Origin of the sequence: Pseudomonas sp. SMSB3 (assembly GCF_052041965.1) — a bacterium.
Lineage (GTDB): Bacteria > Pseudomonadota > Gammaproteobacteria > Pseudomonadales > Pseudomonadaceae > Aquipseudomonas.
Window position 1 is genome coordinate 13,887 of the sequence record NZ_JBKGGV010000009.1, and the last position, 24,934, is coordinate 38,820.

General features: G+C 63.0%; 22 protein-coding genes and 2 pseudogenes. 10 read left to right on the top strand and 14 right to left on the bottom strand.

All coding sequences use genetic code 11. From position 1 onward, the window contains the following. Positions 1–121: 121 nt before the first annotated feature. Complete coding sequence (locus tag ACLEJW_RS15530; RefSeq protein ID WP_440777855.1) at positions 122–1,378, top strand: OprD family porin; 1,257 nt, start codon at positions 122–124, stop codon at positions 1,376–1,378. 99 nt (positions 1,379–1,477) lie between these two features. Then, positions 1,478–1,990, top strand: coding sequence for an Mpo1 family 2-hydroxy fatty acid dioxygenase (locus ACLEJW_RS15535; protein WP_145188071.1), 513 nt, complete (start codon positions 1,478–1,480; stop codon positions 1,988–1,990). Here the strand turns inward: ACLEJW_RS15535 and pcaC are convergent. The 9 genes from pcaC to pcaR all read right to left on the bottom strand — a co-directional run bounded on the left by pcaC (position 1,987) and on the right by pcaR (position 11,559). Further along, entirely contained in the window at positions 1,987–2,379 is a 393-nt protein-coding gene (gene pcaC, locus ACLEJW_RS15540) for a 4-carboxymuconolactone decarboxylase (protein WP_145188072.1), read from the bottom strand. The two genes, ACLEJW_RS15535 and pcaC, sit on opposite strands and share 4 nt — an antisense overlap. Before the next feature lie 11 nt (positions 2,380–2,390). Beyond that, on the bottom strand, positions 2,391–3,182 hold the full coding sequence (gene pcaD / locus ACLEJW_RS15545) for a 3-oxoadipate enol-lactonase (RefSeq protein ID WP_145188074.1): 792 nt from the start codon (positions 3,180–3,182) through the stop codon (positions 2,391–2,393). A gap of 11 nt (positions 3,183–3,193) precedes the next feature. After that, on the bottom strand, positions 3,194–4,546 hold the full coding sequence (locus ACLEJW_RS15550; RefSeq protein ID WP_440777856.1) for a 3-carboxy-cis,cis-muconate cycloisomerase: 1,353 nt from the start codon (positions 4,544–4,546) through the stop codon (positions 3,194–3,196). Between the two features lie 9 nt (positions 4,547–4,555). Continuing rightward, positions 4,556–5,845 carry an MFS family transporter gene (locus ACLEJW_RS15555; protein WP_145188081.1) on the bottom strand — a complete coding sequence of 430 codons (1,290 nt, stop codon included), beginning with the start codon at positions 5,843–5,845 and terminating at the stop codon, positions 4,556–4,558. A gap of 229 nt (positions 5,846–6,074) precedes the next feature. Beyond that, the gene (gene pcaF, locus ACLEJW_RS15560) at positions 6,075–7,280 is read right to left on the bottom strand and encodes a 3-oxoadipyl-CoA thiolase (RefSeq protein WP_178108338.1); all 1,206 of its coding nucleotides are present in this window, start codon (positions 7,278–7,280) and stop codon (positions 6,075–6,077) included. After that, complete coding sequence (locus tag ACLEJW_RS15565) at positions 7,277–8,056, bottom strand: CoA-transferase subunit beta (protein WP_440777857.1); 780 nt, start codon at positions 8,054–8,056, stop codon at positions 7,277–7,279. The genes pcaF and ACLEJW_RS15565 overlap by 4 nt, the downstream gene beginning before the upstream one ends. Further along, a complete protein-coding gene (locus tag ACLEJW_RS15570) occupies positions 8,053–8,913 on the bottom strand; it encodes a CoA transferase subunit A (RefSeq protein WP_313456966.1) in 861 nt (286 codons plus the stop codon). Before ACLEJW_RS15570 ends, ACLEJW_RS15565 begins: the two co-directional genes overlap by 4 nt. Positions 8,914–9,052: 139 nt before the next feature. After that, positions 9,053–10,396, bottom strand: coding sequence for an MFS transporter (locus tag ACLEJW_RS15575; protein ID WP_440777858.1), 1,344 nt, complete (start codon positions 10,394–10,396; stop codon positions 9,053–9,055). Positions 10,397–10,698: 302 nt separating this feature from the next. Next, positions 10,699–11,559 (bottom strand): pca regulon transcriptional regulator PcaR, encoded by an 861-nt coding sequence (gene pcaR, locus ACLEJW_RS15580; RefSeq protein WP_145188712.1) that lies wholly within the window; start codon positions 11,557–11,559, stop codon positions 10,699–10,701. Between the two features lie 455 nt (positions 11,560–12,014). Here pcaR and ACLEJW_RS15585 point away from each other — a divergent pair, with 455 nt between their 5' ends. Further along, on the top strand, positions 12,015–12,215 hold the full coding sequence (locus ACLEJW_RS15585) for a hypothetical protein (protein ID WP_145188098.1): 201 nt from the start codon (positions 12,015–12,017) through the stop codon (positions 12,213–12,215). Positions 12,216–12,528: 313 nt separating this feature from the next. Then, positions 12,529–14,001 (top strand): inorganic phosphate transporter, encoded by a 1,473-nt coding sequence (locus ACLEJW_RS15590; protein WP_145188101.1) that lies wholly within the window; start codon positions 12,529–12,531, stop codon positions 13,999–14,001. Positions 14,002–14,091: 90 nt separating this feature from the next. Here the strand turns inward: ACLEJW_RS15590 and ACLEJW_RS15595 are convergent, their stop codons facing one another. Next, positions 14,092–15,564, bottom strand: coding sequence for a helicase HerA-like domain-containing protein (locus ACLEJW_RS15595; protein WP_440777859.1), 1,473 nt, complete (start codon positions 15,562–15,564; stop codon positions 14,092–14,094). A 306-nt stretch (positions 15,565–15,870) separates the two neighbouring features. Between ACLEJW_RS15595 and ACLEJW_RS15600 the strand changes: the two are divergent. From ACLEJW_RS15600 to ACLEJW_RS15620, 5 genes and pseudogenes are all read left to right on the top strand, one after another. Further along, positions 15,871–16,743: pseudogene (locus ACLEJW_RS15600) on the top strand (HAMP domain-containing protein); the annotation flags it as partial. 261 nt (positions 16,744–17,004) lie between these two features. Next, positions 17,005–17,601, top strand: a pseudogene (locus tag ACLEJW_RS15605) (methyl-accepting chemotaxis protein); the annotation flags it as partial. A 183-nt stretch (positions 17,602–17,784) separates the two neighbouring features. Further along, positions 17,785–18,906 (top strand): glycosyltransferase family 4 protein, encoded by a 1,122-nt coding sequence (locus ACLEJW_RS15610; RefSeq protein WP_145188109.1) that lies wholly within the window; start codon positions 17,785–17,787, stop codon positions 18,904–18,906. Then, positions 18,899–19,663, top strand: a complete 765-nt coding sequence (locus ACLEJW_RS15615) for a DUF2334 domain-containing protein (protein ID WP_145188112.1) — start codon at positions 18,899–18,901, stop codon at positions 19,661–19,663. Before ACLEJW_RS15610 ends, ACLEJW_RS15615 begins: the two co-directional genes overlap by 8 nt. Then, positions 19,660–20,652 (top strand): lysylphosphatidylglycerol synthase transmembrane domain-containing protein, encoded by a 993-nt coding sequence (locus ACLEJW_RS15620; protein WP_313646673.1) that lies wholly within the window; start codon positions 19,660–19,662, stop codon positions 20,650–20,652. The genes ACLEJW_RS15615 and ACLEJW_RS15620 overlap by 4 nt, the downstream gene beginning before the upstream one ends. 166 nt (positions 20,653–20,818) lie before the next feature. Here ACLEJW_RS15620 and purU read toward each other — a convergent pair whose 3' ends face one another. Continuing rightward, positions 20,819–21,670 carry a formyltetrahydrofolate deformylase gene (purU, locus tag ACLEJW_RS15625; RefSeq protein WP_145188121.1) on the bottom strand — a complete coding sequence of 284 codons (852 nt, stop codon included), beginning with the start codon at positions 21,668–21,670 and terminating at the stop codon, positions 20,819–20,821. A 294-nt stretch (positions 21,671–21,964) separates the two neighbouring features. Between purU and mvaT the strand changes: the two genes are divergently transcribed. After that, positions 21,965–22,342 (top strand): histone-like nucleoid-structuring protein MvaT, encoded by a 378-nt coding sequence (mvaT, locus tag ACLEJW_RS15630; protein ID WP_145188124.1) that lies wholly within the window; start codon positions 21,965–21,967, stop codon positions 22,340–22,342. A gap of 68 nt (positions 22,343–22,410) precedes the next feature. Here the strand turns inward: mvaT and sbcB are convergent, their stop codons facing one another. From sbcB to ACLEJW_RS15645, 3 genes are all read right to left on the bottom strand, one after another. Next, positions 22,411–23,847 (bottom strand): exodeoxyribonuclease I, encoded by a 1,437-nt coding sequence (sbcB, locus tag ACLEJW_RS15635; protein ID WP_440777860.1) that lies wholly within the window; start codon positions 23,845–23,847, stop codon positions 22,411–22,413. Positions 23,848–23,893: 46 nt separating this feature from the next. Continuing rightward, positions 23,894–24,253, bottom strand: coding sequence for a PilZ domain-containing protein (locus tag ACLEJW_RS15640; RefSeq protein ID WP_440777861.1), 360 nt, complete (start codon positions 24,251–24,253; stop codon positions 23,894–23,896). Between the two features lie 117 nt (positions 24,254–24,370). Continuing rightward, on the bottom strand, positions 24,371–24,757 hold the full coding sequence (locus tag ACLEJW_RS15645) for a tetratricopeptide repeat protein (RefSeq protein ID WP_145188135.1): 387 nt from the start codon (positions 24,755–24,757) through the stop codon (positions 24,371–24,373). Between the last annotated feature and the right edge of the window lie 177 nt (positions 24,758–24,934).

The following is a 24,934-nucleotide window of genomic DNA, read 5'->3' on the forward strand; positions in this document are numbered from 1 at the left end:
GCCGCGCTGCTACCGCGCACCATCGCCGGGCAACGTTGCACAGTTCATCAAAAGACCCGCGCCTGCAGGCCTGGCCCTGCAGCGCAGCGGCTCGCCCATAAAAACAAGAGATCCATGATCGATGAGCACTATGCAACCCGCACGCCCGCTGCTGCCCGGCCTGTTGGCCGTCGCCTGCGCCCTGCCCGCCTGGGCCGAACAGCCAGGCGGCTTCATCGAAGACGCCAAGGCCAACCTCAACCTGCGCAACTTCTACATCAACCGAAACTTCATCGACCCCGCACACCCTCAGGCCAAGGGCGAAGAGTGGACACAGAGTTTCATCCTCGATGCTCGCTCCGGGTTTACCCAAGGCACCGTGGGCTTAGGCATCGATGTGCTGGGGCTGTACGCGCTGAAGCTCGACGGTGGCAAAGGCACCAGCAACACACATCTGCTGCCGGTGCATGACGATGGCCGCCCAGCGGATGACTTTGGCCGCCTGGGCGTGGCCGTGAAGGCCAGGTTGTCGGCCACCGAGTTGAAGGTAGGCGAATGGATGCCAGTGCTACCTGTACTGCGCGCGGATGACGGCCGCTCGTTGCCGCAGACCTTCCGAGGCGGCCAGCTCACCTCCAGGGAGATCGACGGGCTGACCCTCTACGCCGGCCAGTTCCGGGGCAACAGCCCGCGCAATGACGCCAGCATGGACGACATGTCGCTCAATGGCCGCCCAGCCTTCAGCTCCGACCGCTTCAATTTTGCCGGCGGCGAATACACCTTCAATGACAAGCGCACACTGGTCGGTGCGTGGCACGCGCAGCTCAAGGACATCTACCGCCAGCAGTACCTGAACCTGCAGCACAGCCAAGCACTGGGCGACTGGACCCTGGGCGCCAACCTGGGTTACTTCACCGGCAAGGAAGACGGCGCGCAACGTGCCGGCGCGCTGGATAACCGTACCGCCTCGGCGATGCTGTCGGCGCGCTACAAGGGCAATACATTCTATATCGGCCTGCAGAAAGTCAGTGGTGACGATGCCTGGCTGCGGGTCAACGGCACCAGCGGCGGCACCCTGGCCAACGACAGCTACAACGCCAGCTTCGACAATGCCAGGGAACGCTCCTGGCAACTGCGCCACGACTTCAACTTCGTCAGCGTCGGCATCCCCGGCCTGACCTTGATGAACCGCTACATCAAGGGGGACAACGTCAGCGCAGGCGGGGTGAGCGATGGCAAGGAGTGGGCGCGGGAAAGCGAACTGGCGTACGTGGTGCAGTCAGGCACGTTCAAGGACCTGTCGCTGAAATGGCGCAACTCCACCATGCGCCGGGATTTCAGCAGCAATGCCTTCGACGAGAACCGGTTGATCGTCAGTTACCCGCTGAATCTGTTGTAACGCCATTCGCGGCGCTGATGATGCTGGCAGTTGCCGGCTATGCTGGCTATATCCAATGCTTGCGCCGGCCCGCCACCCGGCAAACCAGGGAGAACAACAATGAAAACCCTCGTCGAACACCTGAGCCAGTACGCCAACTATCACCGCGACCCTCGCAACATCGCCACGCACTTTGTCGGGATTCCGTTGATCGTGGTGGCCGTTACCGTGCTGCTGTCACGTCCCGGCTGGAACGTGGCCGGTATCTGGCTTTCGCCGGCCCTGCTCGCCGCGGCGGCGTCGGTGTGGTTCTACCTGCGCCTGGACCTGCGCCTGGGTCTGGTCATGGGCGCATTGCTCGGCCTGTGCCTGTGGATCGGCCAGGTGCTGGCCGTGCAGTCGACCAGCGTGTGGCTCGGCGCGGGGCTGGGCGCATTCGTGGTGGGTTGGATCATTCAGTTCGTCGGCCATCACTACGAAGGGCGCAAGCCGGCCTTCGTCGACGATATCAGCGGGCTGATCATCGGCCCGCTGTTCGTGGTGGCAGAAGCTGCGTTCATGCTCGGGCTGTGCCCGGCCTTGAAACAGGCCGTGGAAGCCAATGCCGGGCCGGTGGCCTTGCGCGGGGCTTAAGCGCGCGATTCCAGCCCCAGCTCATCCCACACCGACTCAGCCAGATGGAAGGTGGCGTTGGCCGCTGGAATGCCGCAATAGATCGCACTCTGCATCAGCACTTCCTTGATCTCGTCACGGGTCACGCCATTGTTGGCCGCCGCCCGCAGGTGCAGCTTGAGTTCGTCGTTGCGGTTCATGCCGATCAGCATGGCGATGGTGATCAGGCTGCGGGTATGCCGTGGCAGGCCTGGACGGGTCCAGATATCACCCCAGGCATGGCGAGTGATCATTTCCTGAAATTCGCAGTTGAAGCCGTTGAGCTTCTCCAGGCTGCGGTCCACGTGGGCATCGCCCAATACTGCCCGGCGTACCTGCATGCCAGCTTCGTAGCGTTGTTTCTCATCCATCAGCAATCACCTCAGCGAGCCAGCAGGAAATCGAGCACGCGGCGGCTGAATGGCTCGCCGACCTCGACATTGGACAGGTGCGCAGCCGGGAATTCGGCATAGGTCGCACCGACGATGTGACGTTGCAGAAAGCGCCCATGCTCGGGGGTAGTCACCGCGTCTGCGCTGCCGGCGACGATCAGCGTCGGCACCTTGATAAGCCCGAGCTGCTCGCGAAAATCGGCATCGCGCACCGCCGCGCAGTTGGCCGCGTAGCCCTGCGCGCTGGTGTGCGCCAGCATCTGGCAGATCCGCTGTGCCTGTTGCGGCTGCGCGGTGGCGAAGGCCGGCGTGAACCAGCGCGCGATGGAAGCATCGCGCAGGTCAGCCATGGCTTGCTGCCCGCCCTTGAGGACCGTGTCGATACGGCTGTTCCACACCTCGTCATTGGCGATTTTGCCCGCCGTGTTGCACAGCGTCAGGCTGTGCAGGCGCTCGCCGGCATGGATTCCCAGCCATTGGCCAATCAAGCCGCCCATGGACAGGCCAACGAAATGCGCATGGTGAATGTCCAGGGCATCGAGCAGCGCCAGCACATCCTGGCCCAATTGTTCGATGCTGTACGGGCCTGGGGTGACCTGCGAGGCACCGTGCCCGCGCGTGTCATAGCGCAGCACCCGCAGGTGCTCGCTCCACAGCGCGATCTGGCTGTCCCACATGCCAAGGTCGGTGCCCAGCGAGTTGGACAGCACCAGCACCGGCGCATCCGCCGGCCCGTCGAGTCGATAGTTCAGCGCGCCATCGGCCAATTGCAACGTCGCCACAGCGGTCTCCTTCAAGCAGTCAGATGTTGATGTTCGGCCACCGCCCGCGCCACCCAGACGCGGGCCTGGCCAAGGTAATGGGCAGGGTCCAGCAGCCGGTCGAGCTCGTCGGCGCCGAGTTCGGCAGTGACCTGCGGCTCGTCAGCGAGTACCGCACGCAGGTGGCGCTGTTCGGCGACGGCGCGCTGGCAGCACTGCTCGAGCAGGTGGTGGGCGCAGTCGCGGCCAAGGCGCTGGGCCAGCACGCTGCTGACCGCTTCGGCCAGGACCAGGCCCTGGGTCAGCTCGAGGTTGCGGCGCATGCGCAGGGCGTCCACCTCCATGCCTTCGGCAATCAGCTGGGCCTGGCGCAGGGCGCCGGATACCAGGCAGCAGATTTCCGGCAAGGTTTCCCATTCCGCATGCCACAGGCCAAGGCTGCGTTCGTGCTCCTGGGGCATGGCGGTCAATAACGTCGAGACCAGCCCCGGGACCCGCGTGGCGGCGCCGATCAGCACCGCCGCGCCCACCGGGTTGCGCTTGTGCGGCATGGTCGACGAACCACCCTTGCCCGGCGCCGAGGGCTCGAACAGCTCGCCCGCTTCGGTCTGCATCAGCAGGCTGACATCGCGACCGAATTTACCCAGGCTGCCAGCCAGCATGCCCAACACGGCAGCAAACTCCACCAGGCGGTCGCGCTGGGTATGCCAGGGCTGTTCAGGCAGGCTCAGCTGCAGTTGTTCAGCCAGCGCTTCGGCCACCGGCAAGGCCTTGTTGCCCAGCGCCGCGAGGCTGCCCGACGCACCGCCGAACTGCAGCACCAACAGACGCGGACGCAGCTCCTGCAGACGTTGCCGATGGCGCGTCAGCGCCCCGAGCACACCGGCCAACTTCATGCCCAGGGTGACCGGCGTCGCATGTTGCAGCCAGGTGCGTCCAACCAGCGGCGTATCGGCATGCCGCAAGGCCTGCCGCGCCAGGGTATCGGCCAGCCGGCTCAGGTCTTGCTCGATCAGCGCCAATGCCGTGCGCAGTTGCAGGACCAGCCCGGTGTCCATGGCGTCCTGGCTGGTGGCGCCTAGGTGCACGTAACGCTCGGCCTCGGGCACGCCGCTGGCGATGACCTTGCCCAGCGCCTTGACCAGCGGGATGGCGGAATTGCCAGCCGTGGCGATGGCGTTGGCCAAGGCCTGCACATCGTAGCGCTCGGCCTGGCAGGCGGCTTCGATGGCGAGCGCGGCGCTGGGGGGCACCAGGCCGGCAGAGGCCTCGGCGCGCGCCAGCCCCGCTTCGAAGTCCAGCATGCCCTGCAGGCGACCGCGGTCGCAGAAGACTTCGCGCATGGCCGGCGCGGTGAAGTAAGCGTCGAACAGTTGGTTGCTCATGCAACGTCCTTAGTGATCGTGGTGCAGGTACTCGGCCTGTTTGGGCAGACGCAGGCTGAACAGGAAGGCGATCGCCATCATGGCCGTCACGTACCAGTAGAAGGTGTTTTCCATGCCCAGGGTCTTCAAGCCCAGGGCCACGTATTCAGCCGAACCGCCGAACGCCGCGTTGGCCACCGCGTAAGCCAGGCCCACGCCGAGGGCGCGCACCTGCGGCGGGAACATCTCGGCTTTGACCAGGCCGCTGATCGAGGTGTAGAAGCTGACGATGCACAGCGCCAGGCTGATCAGCACGAAGGCCATCAGCGGGCTGGTCACGGTCTTCAGCGCCATCAGCAGCGGCACCGTGCACAGCGTGCCCAGCGCACCGAACAGCAGCATCGAGTTGCGCCGGCCGATGCGGTCGGAGAGCATGCCGAACAACGGCTGCACGACCATGAACAGGAACAGCGCGCCGGTCATCACGAAGCTGGCGCTCTTGGCGCTCATGCCGGCAGTGTTGACCAGGTATTTCTGCATGTAGGTGGTGAAGGTGTAGAAGATCAGCGAGCCACCAGCGGTGTAGCCCAGCACGGTGATGAACGCTGCGGTGTGGTTGCGGAACAACCCCTTGATGGTGCCGGCGTCCTTGTCCTTGCGGGTTTCGGCGCTGCTGGTCTCATGCAGCGAGCGGCGCAGCATCAGCGAGATCAGGGCGGCGATGGCGCCGACCACGAACGGAATGCGCCAGCCCCAGGCGCGCAGCTCGTCTTCGCTGAGCAGCTGTTGCAGGATCACCACCACCAGTACCGCCAGCAACTGGCCGCCAATCAAGGTCACATACTGGAACGAGGCGAAGAAGCCGCGCTGGCCGCGCAGCGCCACCTCGCTCATGTAGGTCGCCGTGGTGCCGTATTCGCCACCGACCGACAGGCCCTGGATCAAGCGTGCCAGCAACAGCAGCGCCGGTGCCCAGGCACCGAGGCTGGCGTAGGTCGGCAGGCAGGCGATCAGCAGCGAGCCGAAGCACATCATCAGCACCGAGATCATCAACGAATTCTTGCGCCCGTGGCGGTCGGCCAGGCGGCCGAAGATCCACCCCCCGATCGGGCGCATGAGAAAGCCTGCAGCGAACACGCCGGCGGTATTGAGCAACTGCACGGTGGGGTCGTCGGACGGGAAGAACGCCGGGGCGAAGTAGATGGCGCAGAAGGCGTAGACGTAGAAGTCGAACCATTCCACCAGATTGCCCGATGAGGCACCGACGATGGCGAAGATGCGCTTGCTACGCTCTTCACCGGTGTAATGCGTTGTGGTCATGGCAGTTGTGCTCCAGGAGGGGTCAAAGGTAAGTCTAGACATACCTAGTAACACACTCGTTCAGCGGGCGGGACTGGCAATTGGCCTAGTGCCGTACAAGTTGGCCCGCGCATGGGCGGGCCGGATCGCGGCGCTGCCGCCCCTCAGGCCGGCGCTGTGCAGTGGGCAGCGCCGAACCGAAGCAGAACAACCCCGCGCCCCGGCCCGCCCACGCGCAGACCGGAACAGCTCAGACGCGCTCGATGGCCAATGCCAGCCCCTGGCCGACACCGACGCACATGGTCGCCAGGCCCTTGCGTCCCCCGTTTCGTTCCAGCTGGTGCAGCGCCGTCAGCACCAGGCGCGCACCGCTCATGCCCAATGGATGGCCGAGGGCGATGGCACCGCCATTGGGATTCACCTGTGGCGCATCGTCGGCCACGCCTAGCTCGCGAAGAACTGCCAGGCCCTGGCTGGCGAAGGCTTCGTTGAGCTCGATGACATCGAAATCGCTAACTGCCAGGCCCAGGCGCTCGGTCAACTTGCGCACCGCCGGCACCGGCCCGATACCCATCACGCGCGGCGCAACGCCGGCGCTGGCCATGCCCAACACCCGCGCCCGCGGGGTCAGGCCGTGGCGCTGCACCGCTGCAGCCGAGGCCAGGATCAACGCTGCAGCACCGTCATTGACGCCCGAGGCATTACCAGCGGTAACGGTCTTGTCCGGGCCATTGACCGGCCTGAGCCGGGCCAGAGCTTCGAGGGTGGTGTCCGGGCGCAGGTGCTCATCCTGCTCGACGACGGTTTCGCCTTTCTTGTGGGCGATGCGCACGGGCACGATTTCTTCGGCGAAGAACCCTGCAGCCTGCGCCGCTGCGGCTTTCTGCTGGCTGCGCACGGCGAAGGCGTCCTGGTCGGCGCGCGACACCTGGAAATCGTCAGCCACGTTATCGGCGGTCTCGGGCATGGAATCGACGCCGTACTGGCTTTTCATCAACGGGTTGACGAAGCGCCAGCCGATAGTCGTGTCTTCGAGCTGCATGCCGCGCGAGTAGGCGCTTTCAGCCTTGCCCATGACGAACGGCGCACGCGACATCGACTCCACGCCGCCCGCGATCGCCAGCTCCATTTCGCCACTGGCGATGGCGCGAAACGCCGTGCCGATCGCATCCATGCCCGAGGCGCACAGGCGGTTGAGGGTCACCCCCGGGATCGTCTCGGGCAGGCCGGCCAGCAGCAGGGCCATGCGCGCGACGTTGCGGTTGTCCTCACCAGCCTGGTTGGCGCAGCCGAAGAACACTTCATCGAGCTGGTCCCACTGCACCGACGGGTTGCGCTCGATCAACGCCTTGAGCGGCACCGCGGCCAGGTCATCGGCGCGCACCGCGGCCAAGGCACCGCCGAAGCGGCCGATCGGGGTGCGGATGGCGTCACAGATGAATACGTCGCGCATCAGGCTTCTCCTGCCACCTGGCCATGGGCCGCGGCGGTTCTGGCTTCAAGGTCGCGCAGCGCGCCCAGCTCGGTTGCAGTGGGCTCGGCGGTGGTCTGCACGTCGTCGGCGAAGCGGATCGACCAGCCGGTGGCGGCAATGATCTGCTCACGGGTCACGCCTGGATGAATGGCGGTCACCACGAATTCGTGGCTGCCGGCTTCCGGCTCCATGATGCACAGGTCGGTGATGATGCCGACCGGCCCGTCGCCCGGCAGCCCGAGGCGCTGGCGCGAATCACCGCCCTCGCCGTGGCCGACCGAAGTGATGAAGTCGAGTTTTTCCACGAAGGCGCGCGGCGACTGCTTGAGAATGATCAACACTTGCTTGGCGGAGCCGGCAATTTCCGGCGCCCCACCGGCACCCGGCAGACGGGTCTTCGGCGCATGATAATCGCCGACCACGGTGGTGTTGATATTGCCGAAGCGGTCGACCTGGGCAGCGCCCAGAAAACCGACGTCGATGCGCCCGCTTTGCAGCCAGTAGCGGAAGATCTCCCCGGTCGGCACCACGGTGTCGGCGGTTTCGGCCAGCTCGCCGTCGCCGATCGACAGCGGCAGCACGCTGGGCTTGGCGCCGATCGGGCCTGATTCGTAGATCAGTACCACATCCGGCGAGGACGTCAGGCGCGCCAGGTTGGCCGCCTTCGACGGCAAGCCGATGCCGACGAAGCAGACGGCGCCATTGCGCAGGCGGCGGGCAGCGGCAACGGTCATCATTTCGGAAGTCGAGTAGCTCATTGTGCAGCCTCCGCGGTGCTGTTCAGCTTGGCCTGGAACGCGTTGAAATCGGCAGTGCCACGGATGTAGGTGTCGATCCAGGCGCTGAACGTCTCGCGATTGCGCGCAATCGGGTCCCAGGCCTGGTAGAAGCGGTTGTCACGCTCGTAGTAACCATGCGCATAGGAGGGGTGTGCGCCACCTGGGACCAGGCACACCGCACTCAGGGCCCAGGTCGGCAACACGCAGGCATTCATCGGCGCCTGCAGGTCGTCGACGATTTCCTCGACGGTGACGATGCAGCGCTTGGCGGCCAGGGCCGCTTCTTTCTGCACGCCCAGGATGCCCCACAGCAGCACATTGCCCTTGCGGTCGGCTTTCTGCGCATGGATCACCGTCACGTCCGGGCGCACCGAGGGCACCGCTGCCAGCACTTCGCCGGTGAAGGGACAGGTTACGCTCTTGATCAGCGGGTTGACCTTGGGCAGGTCGGAGCCTGCGTAGGCCCGCAGCACTGCGAACGGCAGGCCCGAGGCACCGGCGACATAGGCGTTGGCCAGATCGGCGTGGCTGTGCTCTTCGATCTCGATCGGGTGCGGCCACTGCTTTTCCACGGCATCGCGCAGGCGGTGCAGCGAGCCGACCCCCGGATTGCCGCCCCAGGAGAAGATCAGCTTGCGGGCGCAACCGGCACCGATCAACTGGTCGTAGATCAGGTCCGGGGTCATGCGCACCAAGGTCAGGTCGCGTTTACCCTGACGGATGATCTCGTGACCGGCAGCCGTGGGGATCAAGTGGGTGAAGCCTTCGAGGGCGACGCTGTCGCCGTCCTGAATGAACTGCTTCACGGCCTCGTGAAGCGAGATAATTGCAGCCATTGGGAGACTCCTGGTCAGGGCGCTACAGTGGGCTCAGATTAAGCAGACGAGGGACGCCGTACAATCCGATAATCGACTATTCGTGCGATTATCGAACGATTCTGCAGGCCGTCGCCTGGGTCACCAAAGGGCCGCGGCTTCAGGTGGCGTCGGCATGGCTGACCAAGCCTTTGATGATCACCCCAAGCGTGGCCAAGGCTGCCGGGACCAGCAAGGCCGTCAGCACCTGCTCGAAGTTCCAGCCCAGGCCCAACAGGGTGGCGCCGCTCCAGGCACCGAGGATGGCGCCGAATCGGCCGATGCCGAGCATCCAGGATACCCCCGTGGCGCGGGCCTGGGTCGGGTAGAAGCGTGCTGCCAGCGACGGCATCGCCGACTGCGCACCGTTCACGCACATCCCGGCGACCAGCACCAGTGTGGCGAGCACGCTGATGTTGCCCAGGCTCTGGCCGACGGCGTAGGCGAACACTCCGGCCAGCAGGTAGAACAGGCCAATGACCTTGTGTGGATTGAAGCGGTCCATGGCCCACCCGACCGCCACCGCGCTGAGCACCCCGCCAAACTGGAACAGCGCGCCGATGAACGCGGCCTGTTCCATGCTGGCACCACCGTCACGCATCAAGGTCGGCAGCCAGCTGGTCAGCAGATAAACGATCACCAGGCCCATGAAATAGGTCAGCCACAACAGCACGGTGCCCAGTCCAAAGGTGCCAGAGAAGATCACCGCGAATACATTGCGCGCAGCCACGGCCTTCTGTTCCGGCACGCTGAAGCTGGCAGCCTGTGCCACCAGGCTTGGCGCAATTGGCGACAACGTCCTGCGTACCTTGTCCGTGCCACGGTTACGCACCACCAGAAACCGCGCCGACTCGGGTAACCAGCGCATCAGCACCACGGCCAGCAACAGCGGCAGCACGCCGCCAATGACCAACAAACTGTGCCAACCGTAGGCGGGAATCAGCTTGGCGGAAATGAAGCCGCCCCCGGCCATGCCGAGGTTGAAGCCGCAGAACATGCTGGTGACCAGCAGCGATTTGAGCCGCTCGGGGGTGTATTCCGACAGCAACGTGGTGGCATTGGGCATCCCCGCCCCCAGGCCCAAGCCGGTCAGAAAACGCAGCACCAGCAGTTGATCGACATTGCTGGCGTACGCCGAAGCCAGGCTGAAGCCGCCAAAGACCAGCACCGCGCCCACCAGTACGCCTTTGCGCCCGAAACGGTCGGCCAGCGGCCCGGAACCCAGCGCACCGAACACCATACCGATCAGCGCCGCGCTCATCACCGGACCGAGACTGGCGCGGTCGATCCCCCACTCCTGAGACAAGGCCGGAGCGATGAAGCCCATTGCCGCAGTGTCGAGCCCATCAAGAAAGACGATCAGAAAGCAGAGCAGCACCACGCGCCACTGGTAGCGCGACAAAGGTTGCTCGTTGATCAATGCCTGAACGTCGAGATTGCTCCCGACAGCATGTGCTTGGTTCATTGTTGTTATCCAGAAAGAAGGCACGGTTGGGCCACTGCACGTGTATCGACCGTACAGGGCTTTGACAGCAAGACAGTGCGGCCGGAATCAGCCTGGATATAACGGCAGCGCGGACGAATGGGGCCGCGACAGTGGAGTGACAGTGGTCATGGGATGCGCCTCTGATGTTGTTCTTGTATTCGGTCGGCGAGCCGACCGGTGCGAGAGACATTAATCAGCAAGCAGGCGCTGCGCAATTGAGCTCAAACGACACTGTGCGTTTATCGCACGCAATGCGCAGCACCCCGGCGATCGGCGCTCGTTCAGCCGAACAGCTGGTGACACAGGTCGCGACTGGCCGCCAGCAAGATCGGCAGGAAACGCTGTTCCAGTTCGCCGCGACTGACCCGGCCGACGTGGGTACTGACGTTCAGCGCGGCCAGTACCTGGCCGGAGGCGTCGTAGATGGGTACCGCAATCGAGCGCAAGCCTTGCTCCAGTTCCTGGTCGACCACGCACCAACCCTGCGCCCGTACCTGCTGAATACAGGCGAACAGCGAGTCGGCATCGTGCAGGGTACGACTGGTGCGCGCCTTGAGGTCGGCGCGGGCAAGGTATTCACGCAGGCTGGTGTCATCCATCGCCGCCAGCAGAATGCGGCCCATGGAAGTGCAATAAGCCGGCAGCCGCCCACCCACCGAAAGGTCCACCGAAATCAGGCGCTCGACCGTGGCCGAGCGGGCGATATAGAGGATGTCGTCACCTTCGAGAGTGGCCATGTTGGCCGCCTCGTGCAGCTGATCGCTGATGCGGTCCAGATAAGGCTGCGCCGACACGGCAAGCGGCGTGGAGGACAAGTAGGCATGCCCGAGGGTCAGCACCTTGGGCAGCAACGAGTAGGTGCGCCCATCCGTCGTCGCGTAGCCCAGCTTGATCAAGGTATGCAGGCAGCGACGCACGGCAGCCCTGGGGATTTCCGTGCGATGGCTGATCTGGGCGATGGTCAGATGCCGTTTACGTTCCTGGAACGCCTGGATCACTGCCAGGCCTCGCGCCAGCGAGGTCATGAAGTCAGGGTCGCCGGTGAAGGCCTGGATGCGTTTGGCCGGCGATGCCACGATGGGCGGTGCCAATGCCGGTGCGCTCAGGCGAGCTTCCTCGGGATGGGTGGCGTCCTCGGCCATGGTGTCGTCGCTCATCGCTTACCTCAAAATAAATCGCTGGCTCGTGCGATTATCGAACGAACGGCCGATAATCGCAATTGACCGCTGACAAATTTGCTTATACCTTTCCTCTGCCACATGTGGCTTCTTTGGAGAGACTGGTCAGGTACCCACCGTAGAAGTCTCAGGCAACGGCCTCGCCTCGTGCGGGGCCGTTTTATTTATACCGTGCTGCAATTGCATCGAACTCTCGCGCCGCCTGTTCGCTCTTATTTACAAGGCAGTTGTAAATGGACAACTTGTCGTTGGCCGCGAACAAAAGCCTGTTTGAACTATGTCCGCTTGCTATAATCGGTTTCGCTGGCCCGGATCGGCGCTACGCCGCCCCACTCCTAAGGAAACGAAGTGCCAGCACCCGCTCGGCAAACAGAAGTTGCACGCGGGCTCCCATGTTTATCAACTATTCAGGTAACACTGTGACGAAAGAAGAACTGCGCGCTGAACTCGAGCGCCAGGCTGAACGTTACACGGAAGTTTACGGTGGCGAAGTCACCACCTATGCGGCGCAAACGGAACCCGAGCGCAAGCCTTGGCGCAAACGTGCCACTGTCCAGGACCAGGCCTTCAGCCAGGAGCTGGAAAAAATGGAAAAGGAACTGCGCAGCGAGCACCCTTGAACTGCCCGCTGCAACCTTGATGCGATCAGGCTGGGCGACGCGAAGGTGGCGATCTTTACCCAATCGGCGCTGATGAAATGGAATTACACAAATTTCATACAAGCGTTTGAACGGACTCGCCTGCCGCTTTTTCCAGAAAAATTGCTTCCGTTTCCGATTTTTGCTGTCTTTTCGACGAATTTACACGCCCGGATACCTGCTTGAAAAAGGTTGATCCAGCGCACGCAGGGCTGCCATCGGTCAGTGGCGGGTGCATCGATTGCCAAGGTTTTCTGGCATAATCCCGCCCCCCTATGACCGCCAGACAACCTTCATGATCGATTTATTCAGCGGACTGGATGCCTGGGTGTTGGTGAGCTTGCTGCTCGCCTTGACCTTCGTGCTCGCCTTCGAGTTCATCAATGGCTTTCATGACACCGCCAACGCGGTAGCCACCGTCATCTATACCAAAGCCATGCCTCCACACCTGGCTGTGTTCTTCTCCGGGATCTTCAACTTCCTCGGCGTGCTGCTGGGCGGCGTGGGGGTGGCCTACGCCATCGTTCACCTGCTGCCGGTCGAGCTGCTGATCAATGTCAACACCGGTCACGGCCTGGCCATGGTCTTCTCGTTGCTGGCCGCCGCCATCACCTGGAACCTGGGCACCTGGTACTTCGGCATCCCGGCGTCGAGCTCGCACACGTTGATCGGCTCGATCCTCGGTGTAGGTCTGGCCAATGCCCTGATCAACGACATCCCCCTCGGTGACGGCGTCAACTGGCAAAAGGCGATCGACATCGCCATGTCGCTGGTGGTCTCGCCCATGGCTGGCTTCGCCGTTGCAGCACTGGTGTTGATCGGCCTGAAGTGGTGGCGCCCCCTGTCGAAGATGCACAAGACGCCGGAGCAGCGCCGCAAGCTCGACGACAAAAAACATCCACCGTTCTGGAACCGCCTGGTGCTGGTGATCTCGGCGATGGGCGTGAGCTTCGTGCATGGCTCCAACGATGGCCAGAAAGGTATCGGCCTGATCATGCTGGTGCTGATCGGTATCGTGCCCGCCAAGTTCGTGCTCGACCTCAACAGCACCACCTACCAGATCGAGCGTACCCGCGACGCCACTCTGCACATGAGCCAGTTCTACGAGCGCAATGCTGCCACCCTGGGTGAGTTCCTGGCCCTGGGCAAGGCCAAGTCGACCGACCTGCCGGAGCAGTTCAGCTGCAACCCGCAGCAGACCGAGCCGACCATCGCGGCCCTGCAGTCCTCGCTGCAAGGGGTGACCGACTACCACGCACTGGATACTGACAAGCGCGTCGAAGTACGCCGTTACCTGCTGTGCCTGGACGACACCGCGAAGAAAGTCGGCAAGCTGCCAGGCCTGGACGCCCGCGAAAAAGCCGACCTCGAGAAACTGCGCAAGGACTTGACCGCGACCACCGAATACGCGCCGTTCTGGGTCATCGTGGCCGTGGCCCTGGCCTTGGGCCTGGGCACCATGGTGGGCTGGAAGCGGGTGGTACTGACCGTCGGTGAGAAGATCGGCAAGCAGGGCATGACCTATGCCCAGGGCATGTCGGCACAGATCACCGCCGCCTGCGCTATCGGCATGGCCAACGTGTTCGCCCTGCCGGTGTCGACCACGCATGTACTGTCGTCCGGCGTGGCCGGCACCATGGTCGCCAACAAAAGCGGCCTGCAAGGCGGCACCGTGAAGACCATCCTGCTGGCCTGGGTGTTGACCCTGCCCGCCTCCATGGGCTTGGCTGCAGGCCTGTTCTGGCTGGCCTCCAAGGCCCTGGCCTGAGCGGTGACGCTGCGCTGAAAAGTGCGCTGTGGGAGTCGCCCAGCTGGGTCGACCCCCACAGTGAGCAGCACTAGCCCCAGGGCCTTGCGCTCATTTTCGCTTGCCGCCGAGCAACGACCCCAGCATCCCTCGCACCAACTGCCGCCCCAGCTGATTGGCAGCCTGGCGCACGGCAGACTTGATGGCGTGACCGGCTGCACCCTGCAGAAACTCTCCGGCCTTGTCGGCAAAACTTTCCTCTGCCTTGGGCACTGGCGCAGGCTCGACCGGCTCGCCTTTGCGCTGGGTCAACAGCTCATACGCCGACTCCCGGTCGACCGCCTGGTCATAGCGTCCGCGCAACGGCGAGCTCGCAATCAACGCCGCGCGCTCTGCGGCGCTCAACGGTCCGATGCGCGACTGCGGCGCTGCGATCAGCACGCGCTGCACCTGTGCCGGCGTGCCTTTATCCTCCAGCGTGCCGACCAGCGCCTCACCGATGCCTAGCTCAGTCAGCACCGTCAAGCTATCGAATGCAGGGTTGGCGCGCATGCCATCGGCCACGGCCCTGAGCGTTTTCTGCTCCTTCACGGTATAGGCGCGCAGGCCGTGCTGGATGCGCAATCCCAGCTGCGCCAGCACGCTATCAGGCAGGTCGCCCGGTGACTGGGTGACGAAGTACACCCCTACCCCTTTCGAGCGGATCAGTCGCACCACCTGCTCGAGCCGATCCTGCAAGGCCTTGGGCGTGCCGTTGAACAACAGGTGCGCCTCATCGAAAAACAGCGCCAATACCGGTTTGTCGGCATCGCCGCGCTCAGGCAGTTGCTCGAACAGCTCGGCCAACAGCCACAACAGGAAGGTTGCGTAGACTTTGGGCGCCTCATGCACCAGGCGGCTGGCATCGAGCAGGTGAATGCGCCCGCGGCCGTCGCGGTCGGGCTGCAGCATGTCTTCAAGCTGTAGCGCTGGCTCGCCGAACAGCGCCTCGGCGCCTTGCTGCTCCAAGGTCGCCAGCCGGCGCCACAAGGCCTGCGTCGACGCCGTGGTGACCAGCGCACTGTCTTCACCGAGCAATTGCGGACGCTGCTTCAGGTGTGCCAGCAACGCCTTGAGATCTTTCAAGTCGAGCAGCAGCAGGCCTTCACGGTCGGCCACCTTGAACGCCGCATACAACGCGGCCTGCTGGCTGTCGGTCAACTCCAGGAGATTGCCCAGCAGCAGCGGGCCCATTTCGCTCAAGGTGGTGCGCAATGGGTGGCCCGATTGCCCGGCTACGTCCCAGAGGGTCAGCGGATAAGCGCGCGGCGCGTGTCCCAGCCAGGGCATGCCGGCGATACGCTCGGCGACCTTACCCTGGGGTGCGCCGGGCGCACCCAGGCCGCACAGGTCGCCCTTGATGTCGGCGGCAAACACCGCCACACCGGCATCGCTGAACTGTTCGGCCAGGTGTTGCAAGGTCACGGTCTTGCCCGTGCCAGTCGCCCCTGCGATCAAACCATGGCGATTGGCCAGGCGCATCGCCTGCTGTACCGGCTGACCGCTGGGATCGGCGCCTATAACTAAGGTGGAAGTTTCAGCCATCTGGATAATCCCCGCTCAAGCTTTGGCTTAATTCGGCCGATACCTGTGGGTGATATTCGCCTTAACCGACAGGAGCCACCGAAAAGGATATTCGGCAAGTTGCACTGTTGCGTGCCCGCGCGTGCGAACGCCCGATAAAAACCTTAGCGGAACGATTACGCCATGAACAAAAACCTGCGCTTCAGCCACAAGATTCTGTTGGCTGCGTCTCTGATCGTGATACTCGCCTTTAGCCTGTTCACGCTGTACAACGACTACCTTCAGCGTAATGCCATCCGCGAAGACCTGGAAAATTATCTGGCGGAGATGGGCGAATCGACTTCAACCAACATCCGCAACCTGTTCGACGGCCGGATCAAACTGGTGGAAAACCTGGCGCAGAACATCGCCCAGCAACCCGCCAGTGCCGAAACCCTGATGGGTCAGAATGCGCTGATTTCAAGCTTTCTCACCGTCTACCTGGGCAAGGTCGACGGCGGCTTCAGCGTGCGCCCGGATGCCAAGATGCCCGAAGGCTACGACCCGCGCACCCGCCCCTGGTACAAGGATGGCATGAATGCTCAGGGCGCAATCCTCACCGAGCCGTACATCGACCTGACCACCAACAAGATGGTCATCGGCATCCTCAGCAAGGTCGCCGCAAATGTCGGCGTGGTCGGTGGCGACCTGGCGCTCGACGGCCTGGTGCAGATCATCAATTCGCTGAACTTCGGCGGCATGGGCTATGCCTTCCTGGTCAACGACCAGGGCAAGATCCTCGTGCACCCGGAGCAGAACCTGGTGATGAAGTCGCTGTCAGACTTGTTCCCGCAAGGTACCCCCAAGCTGTCCGGTGAGCTGACCGAGGTCGATGCCAATGGCCAGGCCCGGCTGGTGACCTTCACGCCGATCAAGGGCTTGCCTTCGGCCAACTGGTACCTCGGCCTGTCGGTGGACAAGGGCAAGGCGTTCGCCATGCTCAGCACCTTCCGCACCTCGGCGGTGATCGCCACCGTGGTGGCGGTGGTGATCATCATCGGCCTGCTCGGCCTGCTGATTCGCGTGCTGATGCAACCGCTGCACACCATGACCCGGGCCATGGAAGACATCGCCGAAGGCGAAGGCGACTTGACCAAGCGCCTGACCATTCACAGCAACGACGAATTCGGCATCCTCGGCAAGGCCTTCAACCGCTTCGTCGAACGCATTCATGGCTCGATCCGTGAAGTGTCGTCAGCCACCGAGCAGGTCAACGAGGTGGCGCTGCGGGTCATCAGCGCGTCCAACTCGTCGATGAGCAATTCCGACGAGCAGTCCAACCGTACCAACAGTGTGGCCGCTGCCATCAACGAACTGGGCGCCGCTGCCCAGGAGATCGCCGGCAATGCCGCCCAGGCTTCGCAGCACGCCAGTTCCGCACGTCTGCTGGCTGAGGAAGGCCAGCAGGTGGTCGAGCGCAACATCGCCGCGATGAACCGACTATCGGACCTGATCGTCAGCTCCAGTGCGCACATCGAGACGCTCAACAGCAAGACGGTGAACATCGGTCAGATTCTCGAAGTGATCACCAGCATCTCGCAACAGACCAACCTGCTGGCCCTCAATGCCGCCATCGAGGCGGCCCGAGCCGGTGAGGCGGGGCGTGGGTTTGCCGTGGTCGCTGACGAGGTACGCAACCTCGCCCATCGCACCCAGGAGTCGGCGCAGCAAGTGCAGACGATGATCGAAGAGCTGCAAGTCGGCGCGCGCGAGTCGGTGGACACCATGGGCCAGAGCCAGCGTCACAGCCAGGACAGCATGCAGATCGCCAATCAGGCCGGCGAACGTCTGGACAGCGTGACGCTGCGTATCGGTGAAATCGACGGCATGAACCAGTCGGTGGCGACCGCCACCGAAGAGCAGACCGCCGTGGTCGACTCGATCAACATGGACATCAACGAGATCAACATGCTCAACCAGGAAGGCGTGGAAAACCTGCAGGCGACCCTGCGCGCCTGCTCGGACCTGGAACAACAGGCCACCCGCCTCAAGCACCTGGTCGGCACCTTCCGCATCTGAGTGGCAAGCTGCAAGCTGCAAGTAAAAGCAAGACGGCGATCGCCCGTGGCTTTTAGCTTGTAGCTTGCAGCTGCCCTCCCCCAATCCGACCGAACAAACTCCCCTGTCGCAAGGTCAATCTTTAGGCGCGTCACCGCCGGCTCATTGCAGCCGTATGACAGACTCGAAGACGATCCCGGAGGGATGCTGATCGTGCACATCGCTGACATCACCATGTTCTACGCCCCAGCCAGTGGCGGCGTGCGGACTTACCTTGATGCCAAACACCATCGCCTCGATGCCATTGCGGACGTACGCCACAGTTTGCTGATACCCGGCGCCAGCGCCACCCATGCCGATGGTATCTATCACGTCCCGGCACCACCCCTGCCCTTCGGCAAAGGCTACCGATTTCCGGTGCGCCTGGCGCCGTGGTGCAATGTATTGCGCAACCTCAAGCCCGACCTGATCGAGGTCGGTGACCCCTACCTCACCGCCTGGGCGGCGCTCGAAGCACGGCGCCAGCTGGACGTGCCGGTCATCGGCTTCTATCACTCCGATCTACCGCTGTTGGTGAGCAACCGCATGGGCAACTGGTTCACCCCCAATGTCGAAGCCTACGTCAGCAAGTTGTACGGCAACTTCGACCGAGTGCTGGCACCCAGCACCGTGATGGCCGACAAGCTGCGCCGCCTCGGCGTGCGCGAAGTGCACGTGCAGCCCCTGGGCGTCGATCTGGAAACCTTCAACCCCGAGCGGCGCGACCCGCATGTGCGCGCCGAACTGGGCATTGCCGACACCGCGCGCCTACTGATCTATGCCGGGCGTGGCTCACGGGAAAAGAACCTGCCCGTGCTGCTCGACTGCATGCGTCACCTCGGGCGGCCTTACCACCTGTTATTGGTGGGCTCGAACATGCCGGCCAACGTGCCGGACAACGTCACTGTCATCGACCAGTTCAGGCCTCCTCAGGAAGTCGCCCGGCTGATGGCCAGCGCCGACCTGCTGGTACACGCGGGAGATCAGGAAACCTTTGGTTTGGTGATTCTCGAAGCGATGGCCAGCGCCACGCCGGTGGTCGCCGTCAAGGCCGGGGCGTTTGGCGAGATCGTCAATGACAACTGCGGGCGCCTGTGCCGGCCCAATGACGCCCACGCCATGGCCATGGCCGTGCGCGAGGTGTTCGAGGCCGGCGTGCGCAAGCTGGGCGCCCAGGCGCGTCGGCATGTCGAGCAGCACTATTCGTGGGACAGCGTCGTGACCGGCCTGCTGCATCACTACCACGCCGTGGTCGGCCATCAACCACAGGTACGCGCCCATGGCTGATTCACTCACCCACCCAGGCAGCGTCATGCTGGTGCTTCACGACGTCGCCCCGGAAACCTGGCCGGACTACGAGCCTTTCGTGCAGGCGGTGGACGAAATGGGCCATGTACCGATGACCTGGCTGGTGGTTCCGGACTTTCATCACCGCAACCCGCTAGGCCAGTCGCCGTCGTTCTGCCGCCTGCTCGAACGGCGCCTGGCCAAGGGCGATGAGCTCGCCTTGCACGGCTTCTTCCACGCTGACGACGGACCGGCACCGCGCGGCATCAGCGATTTCTTCATGCGACGCATCTATACCCACGAAGGCGAGTTCTATGCCCTCGATCAGGCGCAGGCCATGCAGCGACTGGAACAGGGCCTGGCAGTGTTCGAGCGCCAGGGCTGGCCGGTGGCAGGCTTCGTCGCCCCGGCCTGGCTGATGAGCCAGGGTACACGGCAGGCCCTGAGCCAACTGCCGCTGCGCTACACCAGCACGCCGCAGCACCTGTATCGATTGCCGGATTTCACCGCATACGACGCCCCAGGCTTGGTCTGGAGTGCCCGCAGCGCCTGGCGCCGCGGTCTGTCCAAGGTGCTTTGCGATTGGCAGTGCCAACGCTGGCGCACAGCCGATACCCTGCGCCTGGGCCTGCACCCGGTGGACATGCGCCACCGTTCTTCGCGCGACTATTGGCTCAATACCCTGGATGACCTGCTGCTGCAAGGCCGCGAACCGCTGACCAAATCAACCTGGCTGGAGCGCCAGGTGGCGGCATGAATCGCTGGGGCTGGCTGGGCCTGGCACTGCTTGGGGCCGTGCTGGTACCGGCATGGCTTGGCGGCAGCGAGCTGCTGCCCAGACTCAAGACCTTCGACCCCGAGCTGCTGCTGGGTCTGCTGGGCATGATCGTCCTGTGCTGGGTCATCAACGCCATGCGCTTGCGCTTGCTGCTGGGTCAGCACGGCGCACGATTGGGCGTCCTGCGCAGCGTCGGCGTCATCATGGCCACCGAGTTCGCGATCTGCACTACCCCCGGCGGGAGCGGCGGTCCGGTAACCCTCATGGCCTTGCTGGCACGCAATCACATCGGAGCGGCGCGCAGTGGTGCGGTATTTGCCATGGATCAGCTCAATGACCTGCTGTTCTTCTTCTGCGCGATGCTGGCGATTTCCGGCTATGCGCTGTTCCATAGCCTGGGTCGCAGTCAGGAAAGCATGCTGCTGGGCAGCGCGCTGTTGCTCTGTGCGGCGCTGGCGCTGGTGGTGGTGTTGCTGCGCTATCGACGCGCGGTGTTGCGTTTCAATGGGCGCCTGTTGCGACGCTTGGGTGTGACGCCGCAGCGCCGTCGACGCTGGGCGCGCAAGGTACTTCATTTCATCGATGCGCTGGCGCAGACCTGGCAGTTGCCCAAACGCACGCTGGCGCTGGTCTTCAGCCTTACCTGCGTGCATTGGAGCCTGCGTTTCAGCGTGCTGTACCTGGTGCTGCAGGGACTGGGCGCGCAGCTGTCGTGGATCCCCAGCTTTCTGGTGCAGATGCTGTCGCTCAGTGCCGGGCAATTCAGTCTGCTACCCGGCGGAGCCGGCGCCGCCGAGCTGACCTCGGCGAGCCTGTTATCGCCCCTGGTGGGCAGTTCGACCGCAGCAGCGGCAATCGTGATCTGGCGGGCGATTACCTACTACTTTTATCTGCTGGCGGGCGGACCGGTATTCGTCTGCCTGCTGGCGCGCCCGTTGCTGGAGCGCTGGCGCCGTCAGGCGGGTTGAGCTGGCGCCAGAGTTCGGCGGCACCGGGGAATTCGGTGCCGTCGTCGTCATCCAGGGCATCGGGGTCGTAACGTGCCAGGCAGCCCTCACCCAGGGTGGGCGGCGCCGAGGCGGCAGGGTTGTTGCGCTTAGCCATGATCACCCCCCGAGCACTGAAGCTGCGCTGTCAGTCGAATACCACGGTCTTGTTGCCGTGCACCAGCACCCGATCCTCGAGGTGATAGCGCAAGCCACGGGCCAGCACCATCTTCTCTACGTCACGACCGAAGCGCACCATGTCTTCGATGCTGTCGGCATGATTCACCCGCACCACATCCTGCTCGATGATCGGCCCGGCATCGAGCTCTTCGGTCACGTAGTGGCAGGTCGCGCCGATCAGCTTCACCCCGCGCAGGGCCGCCTGGTGATAGGGCTTGGCGCCAACGAACGACGGCAGGAAGCTGTGGTGGATATTGATGACCTTCTCGGCGTAGTCCTGGCACAACTGCGGCGGCAGGATCTGCATGTAGCGCGCAAGCACCACGACATCTGCAGCATGCTCCTGGACCAGGCGCGACACTTCGGCGAAGGCAGGCGCCTTGTCCTTGGGGTCGACCGGCACATGGAAGAACGGAATGCCATGCCACTCGACCATGCTGCGCAGATCGTTGTGGTTGGAAATCACGCAGGGAATGTCGCAATCGAGCTCGTCGGTATGCCAGCGGTGCAGCAGGTCGGCCAGGCAGTGCGATTCGCGGCTGGCCATCAGCACGACGCGTTTTTTCTGCGCCGAGTCGGTGATGCGCCAGGTCATGGAGAATTCTTCGGCGATCGGCGCGAAGGCTTCACGGAAAGCCTCGATACCGAACGGCAGCGATTCGGCACGGATTTCATGGCGCATGAAGAACCAACCGCTCTGCTGATCGGAGTGGTGGCTGGCTTCGGTGATCCAGCCATTGTACAAGGCCAGGAAATTACTGACTTTCGCCACGATGCCGACACGGTCGGGGCAAGCGATCACCAGACGATAGGTGCGCATGAATTAAGACTCCAGAACTTCGCAAAGGCGCACATTCTAGCGGCACGTCCAGAAAAACGCAGTAAGCAATGCGCCGGCCGCCGGCGTCTGGGTAGGTCCCGGTGGCGCTGGCGGCTGGTCGCAGGGGCGTCGAGGCGAGCATTAACTAATCGCGACTATGTAAAAATTTCTTAATCTAGAGATATTTTGTCACAGGGTTAATGACAAGTAAGCGAGGATTATTATGTTTACTTGCGAGTATCGCCTGTCTATTATTGGACCACACATTTCTGAACACGCATTAAGGAACACTTCATGTCCCTGATCAACGAGTACCGCGCTACCGAAGAAGCCATCAAGGAACTTCAAGCTCGCCTGGCCAACCTGTCCCAGGATGACAAGCTGAAGAAAGAACTGGAGTTCGAAGGCAAACTGCGCGCACTGATGGGCGAATACTCCAAATCGCTGCGCGACGTGATCGCCCTGCTCGACCCAGAAGCGAAAATGAGCAAGGCACCCCGCGGTGCGGTGAAACCAACCGCCACCAAGCGTGCACGCAAGGTCAAGCAATACAAGAATCCGCACAACGGTGAAGTGATCGAAACCAAAGGCGGCAACCACAAGACCCTGAAAGAATGGAAAGCCAAGTGGGGCGGTGATGTGGTTGAAAGCTGGGCCAGCCTGCTGGACTGATCGTCCACACACCGGCGCGGTATATTCAAACAAGAACGCCAGCATTCGCTGGCGTTTTTTGTGGACGATCAACAGGTGATAGCAAAGTGCTGTTGAAGATGGCGGGCATGCACTTGCCACGCCTGCAACACCTTGCGCCCGGCCTCGTCTGCCGTGGCCCAGGCGCTCAGGCATGCCTGCTCGAAGTCGCCCAGGGTATTCGGCGCACCCCACTGTGGATCGCTCAGGCGCCGTTGGCAGAAGCTGTACCAACGCAGGCTTTCCTCGCTGTCGAGGGTATCGGGAAAGTTGCGGGCACGGTAACGGAACAATAATTCAGGCAAGCGTGGATCATCGAACATCCAATGGCCATGCCCCAACTGTGCCGGATCCAGGCTACGGACTTGTTCGCACAGGCGCCGGTCGCGCTCGCCAATGAAGCCTTCATACAACTGCTGTTCAGGGTCCTCGTTCGTGGCGAAATCTTCCTTGCCATAGATATGTTCGAGCTTGTCCTGCCAGACCGCTTGTTGAGTGCCAAGTGCTTCAGCGCGGGTTTGCAACGAGGCTAGATCAATGCCCAGGCGTTGCTGATCGATCGGGCGCACTACCGACAAAGGCGCGACCACCGGGCAGCGATTGATGTGTACCAACTTCAGGGGCACCGGTAGTTGTCCATCAGACAAATCTTCACGCCGAGTGTACAAGCGCTGACGCAGATCCTCAGCACTTTCCCGCAATAACGGTAGGGTTTCCTGATGCAAATCACAGACTATCAGGGCATTGCGATTGTGTGGGTGCCATGCCAATGGCAAGACTACGCCCAAGTAATTGCGCGCTGCTGAAAAGCGCCCAGATATATGCACCAGTGGCTGCAACAGACGGATCTGCTCCATCACCTTGTGCTTGCTGCGCAGCTGAAATAACCAGTCGAACAACTTTGGCTGTTTCTGCTTGATCAGGCGCGCCAGGGCAATGGTCGCCCGTACGTCGGATAACGCCTCGTGGGCATGCCCGTGGTCGAGGCCATTGGCTTTGCTGAGCAGCTCCAGGCGCAGGCTGGTGCGACCGTCCTGTTGCGGCCAGACGATTCCTTCAGGGCGCAGCGCATAGGCCGTGCGTACCACGTCAATCAGATCCCAACGGCTGTTACCGCCCTGCCATTCACGGCCGTAGGGGTCGAAGAAGTTGCGGTACAAGCTATAGCGCGTCACTTCATCATCGAAGCGCAGGGTGTTGTAGCCGGCACCACAGGTGCCGGGGCGTGCCAGCTGTTCGTGAATGCGGGTCATGAACTCTGCTTCGCCCAAGCCTTCACTGGCCAGTTGCTCGGGGGTGATACCGGTGACCAGGCAGGCGGCAGGATGCGGCAGAATGTCGTCGGAGGGGCGGCAATAGAGATTGATCGGCGCCTCGACTTCATTGAGCTCATGGTCGGTGCGCACACCGGCGACCTGCAGCGGTCGATCGCAGCGTGGGTTGATGCCGGTGGTTTCGTAGTCGTGCCAGAAAATGCTGGAAGTCACGGGGTCGTCCTGTTGCAAGATCGACCCGATTCTAACGGAGCCTGGCTCAGGCGGAAGCGTTGGCCGGGCGGAAACTGAAATAGTCGCGCAGGTTGCGCACGAATTCATCGTACTCAGGCGGCGCCTGGAGCAGCATGAACCCGGAATCGTAATGCCCGGGTGTCTGGTCTTCGCGACACCACAGGCAACTGGCGGTCAGGTTGATGAACTGAAGACCGCCGCCGGCCAACGGCACGCGCAGTTGCAGCTCGAAGTCCGGCCCAACCAGCACCGGCAGTGAGCTGATCAGCATCATGCCGTCTTCGGAGGCATTGCCGAGCTGCCCGATCAACTGATCGGTGAAGCGGTTGTAGACCTTGAGTACACAAGGCAACTGATGACGTTCGATGTGGCGCTGAGTGAACATAATGACAAGACAGTCCTGGTACCAGGAATGCAAGGTACTGGCGGTGAGTGTTACAACTGATTTACAGATTAGCCCAGCACGCTGGGCAAATCCCGTGAATTTAGCGATACCTTGGTGTTAACGCCAAGGGGCAGTGCTGATCGGCTTGGCCACGGCCGCCTCGGTGCTGCGGTAATGACCGAGTCGCTCCAAGGTTTGCAGGCGCGCCTTGGCCCGGTAGGCATACTCATTGCCCGGATAATTGAGGATCATGTACTCATAGGTCTGCGCGGCATCGACATAGAGTTTCTCTCGCTCCAGGCACTGGCCCCGCAGCAGGGACACCTCCGGATGAATGAACGGCCGCGCTCGGCTGGTACGGTCGACCTGCGACAGTTCGAGCATGACGCGCTGGCAATCGCCCCGGTCATAGGCACGGTAGGCATTGTTCAGGTGGTGGTCCATGGACCAGCGGGTGCAGCCGCCAGCGCTGAGCGCGAGGGCAATGATGATCAAGGCACGCATGGGTATCTCCTTTGCTAGCCAGTCTATCGGCCGCTGGCGCCAAGACTGAAGCTGCTGGCTGCAAGCTGCAAGCTGCGAGCTGCAAGAAAAAGCCCGCAAGGCCACTGCCGTTGCTCGCTTGTGCTTTTTGCCTTTGCTTGTGCTCGCAGCTTGCAGCCGCCGCCCAAGGGGGCCCCG

Coding starts and splice junctions, on each gene's coding strand:
- ACLEJW_RS15645 (WP_145188135.1), bottom strand. CDS start 24,757: ATGCGTGCCTTGATCATCATTGCCCTCGCGCTCAGCGCTGGCGGCTGC.
- ACLEJW_RS15620 (WP_313646673.1), top strand. CDS start 19,660: ATGAATCGCTGGGGCTGGCTGGGCCTGGCACTGCTTGGGGCCGTGCTG.
- ACLEJW_RS15565 (WP_440777857.1), bottom strand. CDS start 8,056: ATGAGCTACTCGACTTCCGAAATGATGACCGTTGCCGCTGCCCGCCGC.
- pcaC (WP_145188072.1), bottom strand. CDS start 2,379: ATGGATGAGAAACAACGCTACGAAGCTGGCATGCAGGTACGCCGGGCA.
- ACLEJW_RS15550 (WP_440777856.1), bottom strand. CDS start 4,546: ATGAGCAACCAACTGTTCGACGCTTACTTCACCGCGCCGGCCATGCGC.
- pcaR (WP_145188712.1), bottom strand. CDS start 11,559: ATGGCCGAGGACGCCACCCATCCCGAGGAAGCTCGCCTGAGCGCACCG.
- ACLEJW_RS15530 (WP_440777855.1), top strand. CDS start 122: ATGAGCACTATGCAACCCGCACGCCCGCTGCTGCCCGGCCTGTTGGCC.
- ACLEJW_RS15535 (WP_145188071.1), top strand. CDS start 1,478: ATGAAAACCCTCGTCGAACACCTGAGCCAGTACGCCAACTATCACCGC.
- ACLEJW_RS15615 (WP_145188112.1), top strand. CDS start 18,899: ATGGCTGATTCACTCACCCACCCAGGCAGCGTCATGCTGGTGCTTCAC.
- ACLEJW_RS15570 (WP_313456966.1), bottom strand. CDS start 8,913: ATGGCTGCAATTATCTCGCTTCACGAGGCCGTGAAGCAGTTCATTCAG.
- mvaT (WP_145188124.1), top strand. CDS start 21,965: ATGTCCCTGATCAACGAGTACCGCGCTACCGAAGAAGCCATCAAGGAA.
- ACLEJW_RS15610 (WP_145188109.1), top strand. CDS start 17,785: ATGCTGATCGTGCACATCGCTGACATCACCATGTTCTACGCCCCAGCC.
- ACLEJW_RS15575 (WP_440777858.1), bottom strand. CDS start 10,396: ATGAACCAAGCACATGCTGTCGGGAGCAATCTCGACGTTCAGGCATTG.
- ACLEJW_RS15555 (WP_145188081.1), bottom strand. CDS start 5,845: ATGACCACAACGCATTACACCGGTGAAGAGCGTAGCAAGCGCATCTTC.
- ACLEJW_RS15640 (WP_440777861.1), bottom strand. CDS start 24,253: ATGTTCACTCAGCGCCACATCGAACGTCATCAGTTGCCTTGTGTACTC.
- ACLEJW_RS15590 (WP_145188101.1), top strand. CDS start 12,529: ATGATCGATTTATTCAGCGGACTGGATGCCTGGGTGTTGGTGAGCTTG.
- ACLEJW_RS15595 (WP_440777859.1), bottom strand. CDS start 15,564: ATGGCTGAAACTTCCACCTTAGTTATAGGCGCCGATCCCAGCGGTCAG.
- purU (WP_145188121.1), bottom strand. CDS start 21,670: ATGCGCACCTATCGTCTGGTGATCGCTTGCCCCGACCGTGTCGGCATC.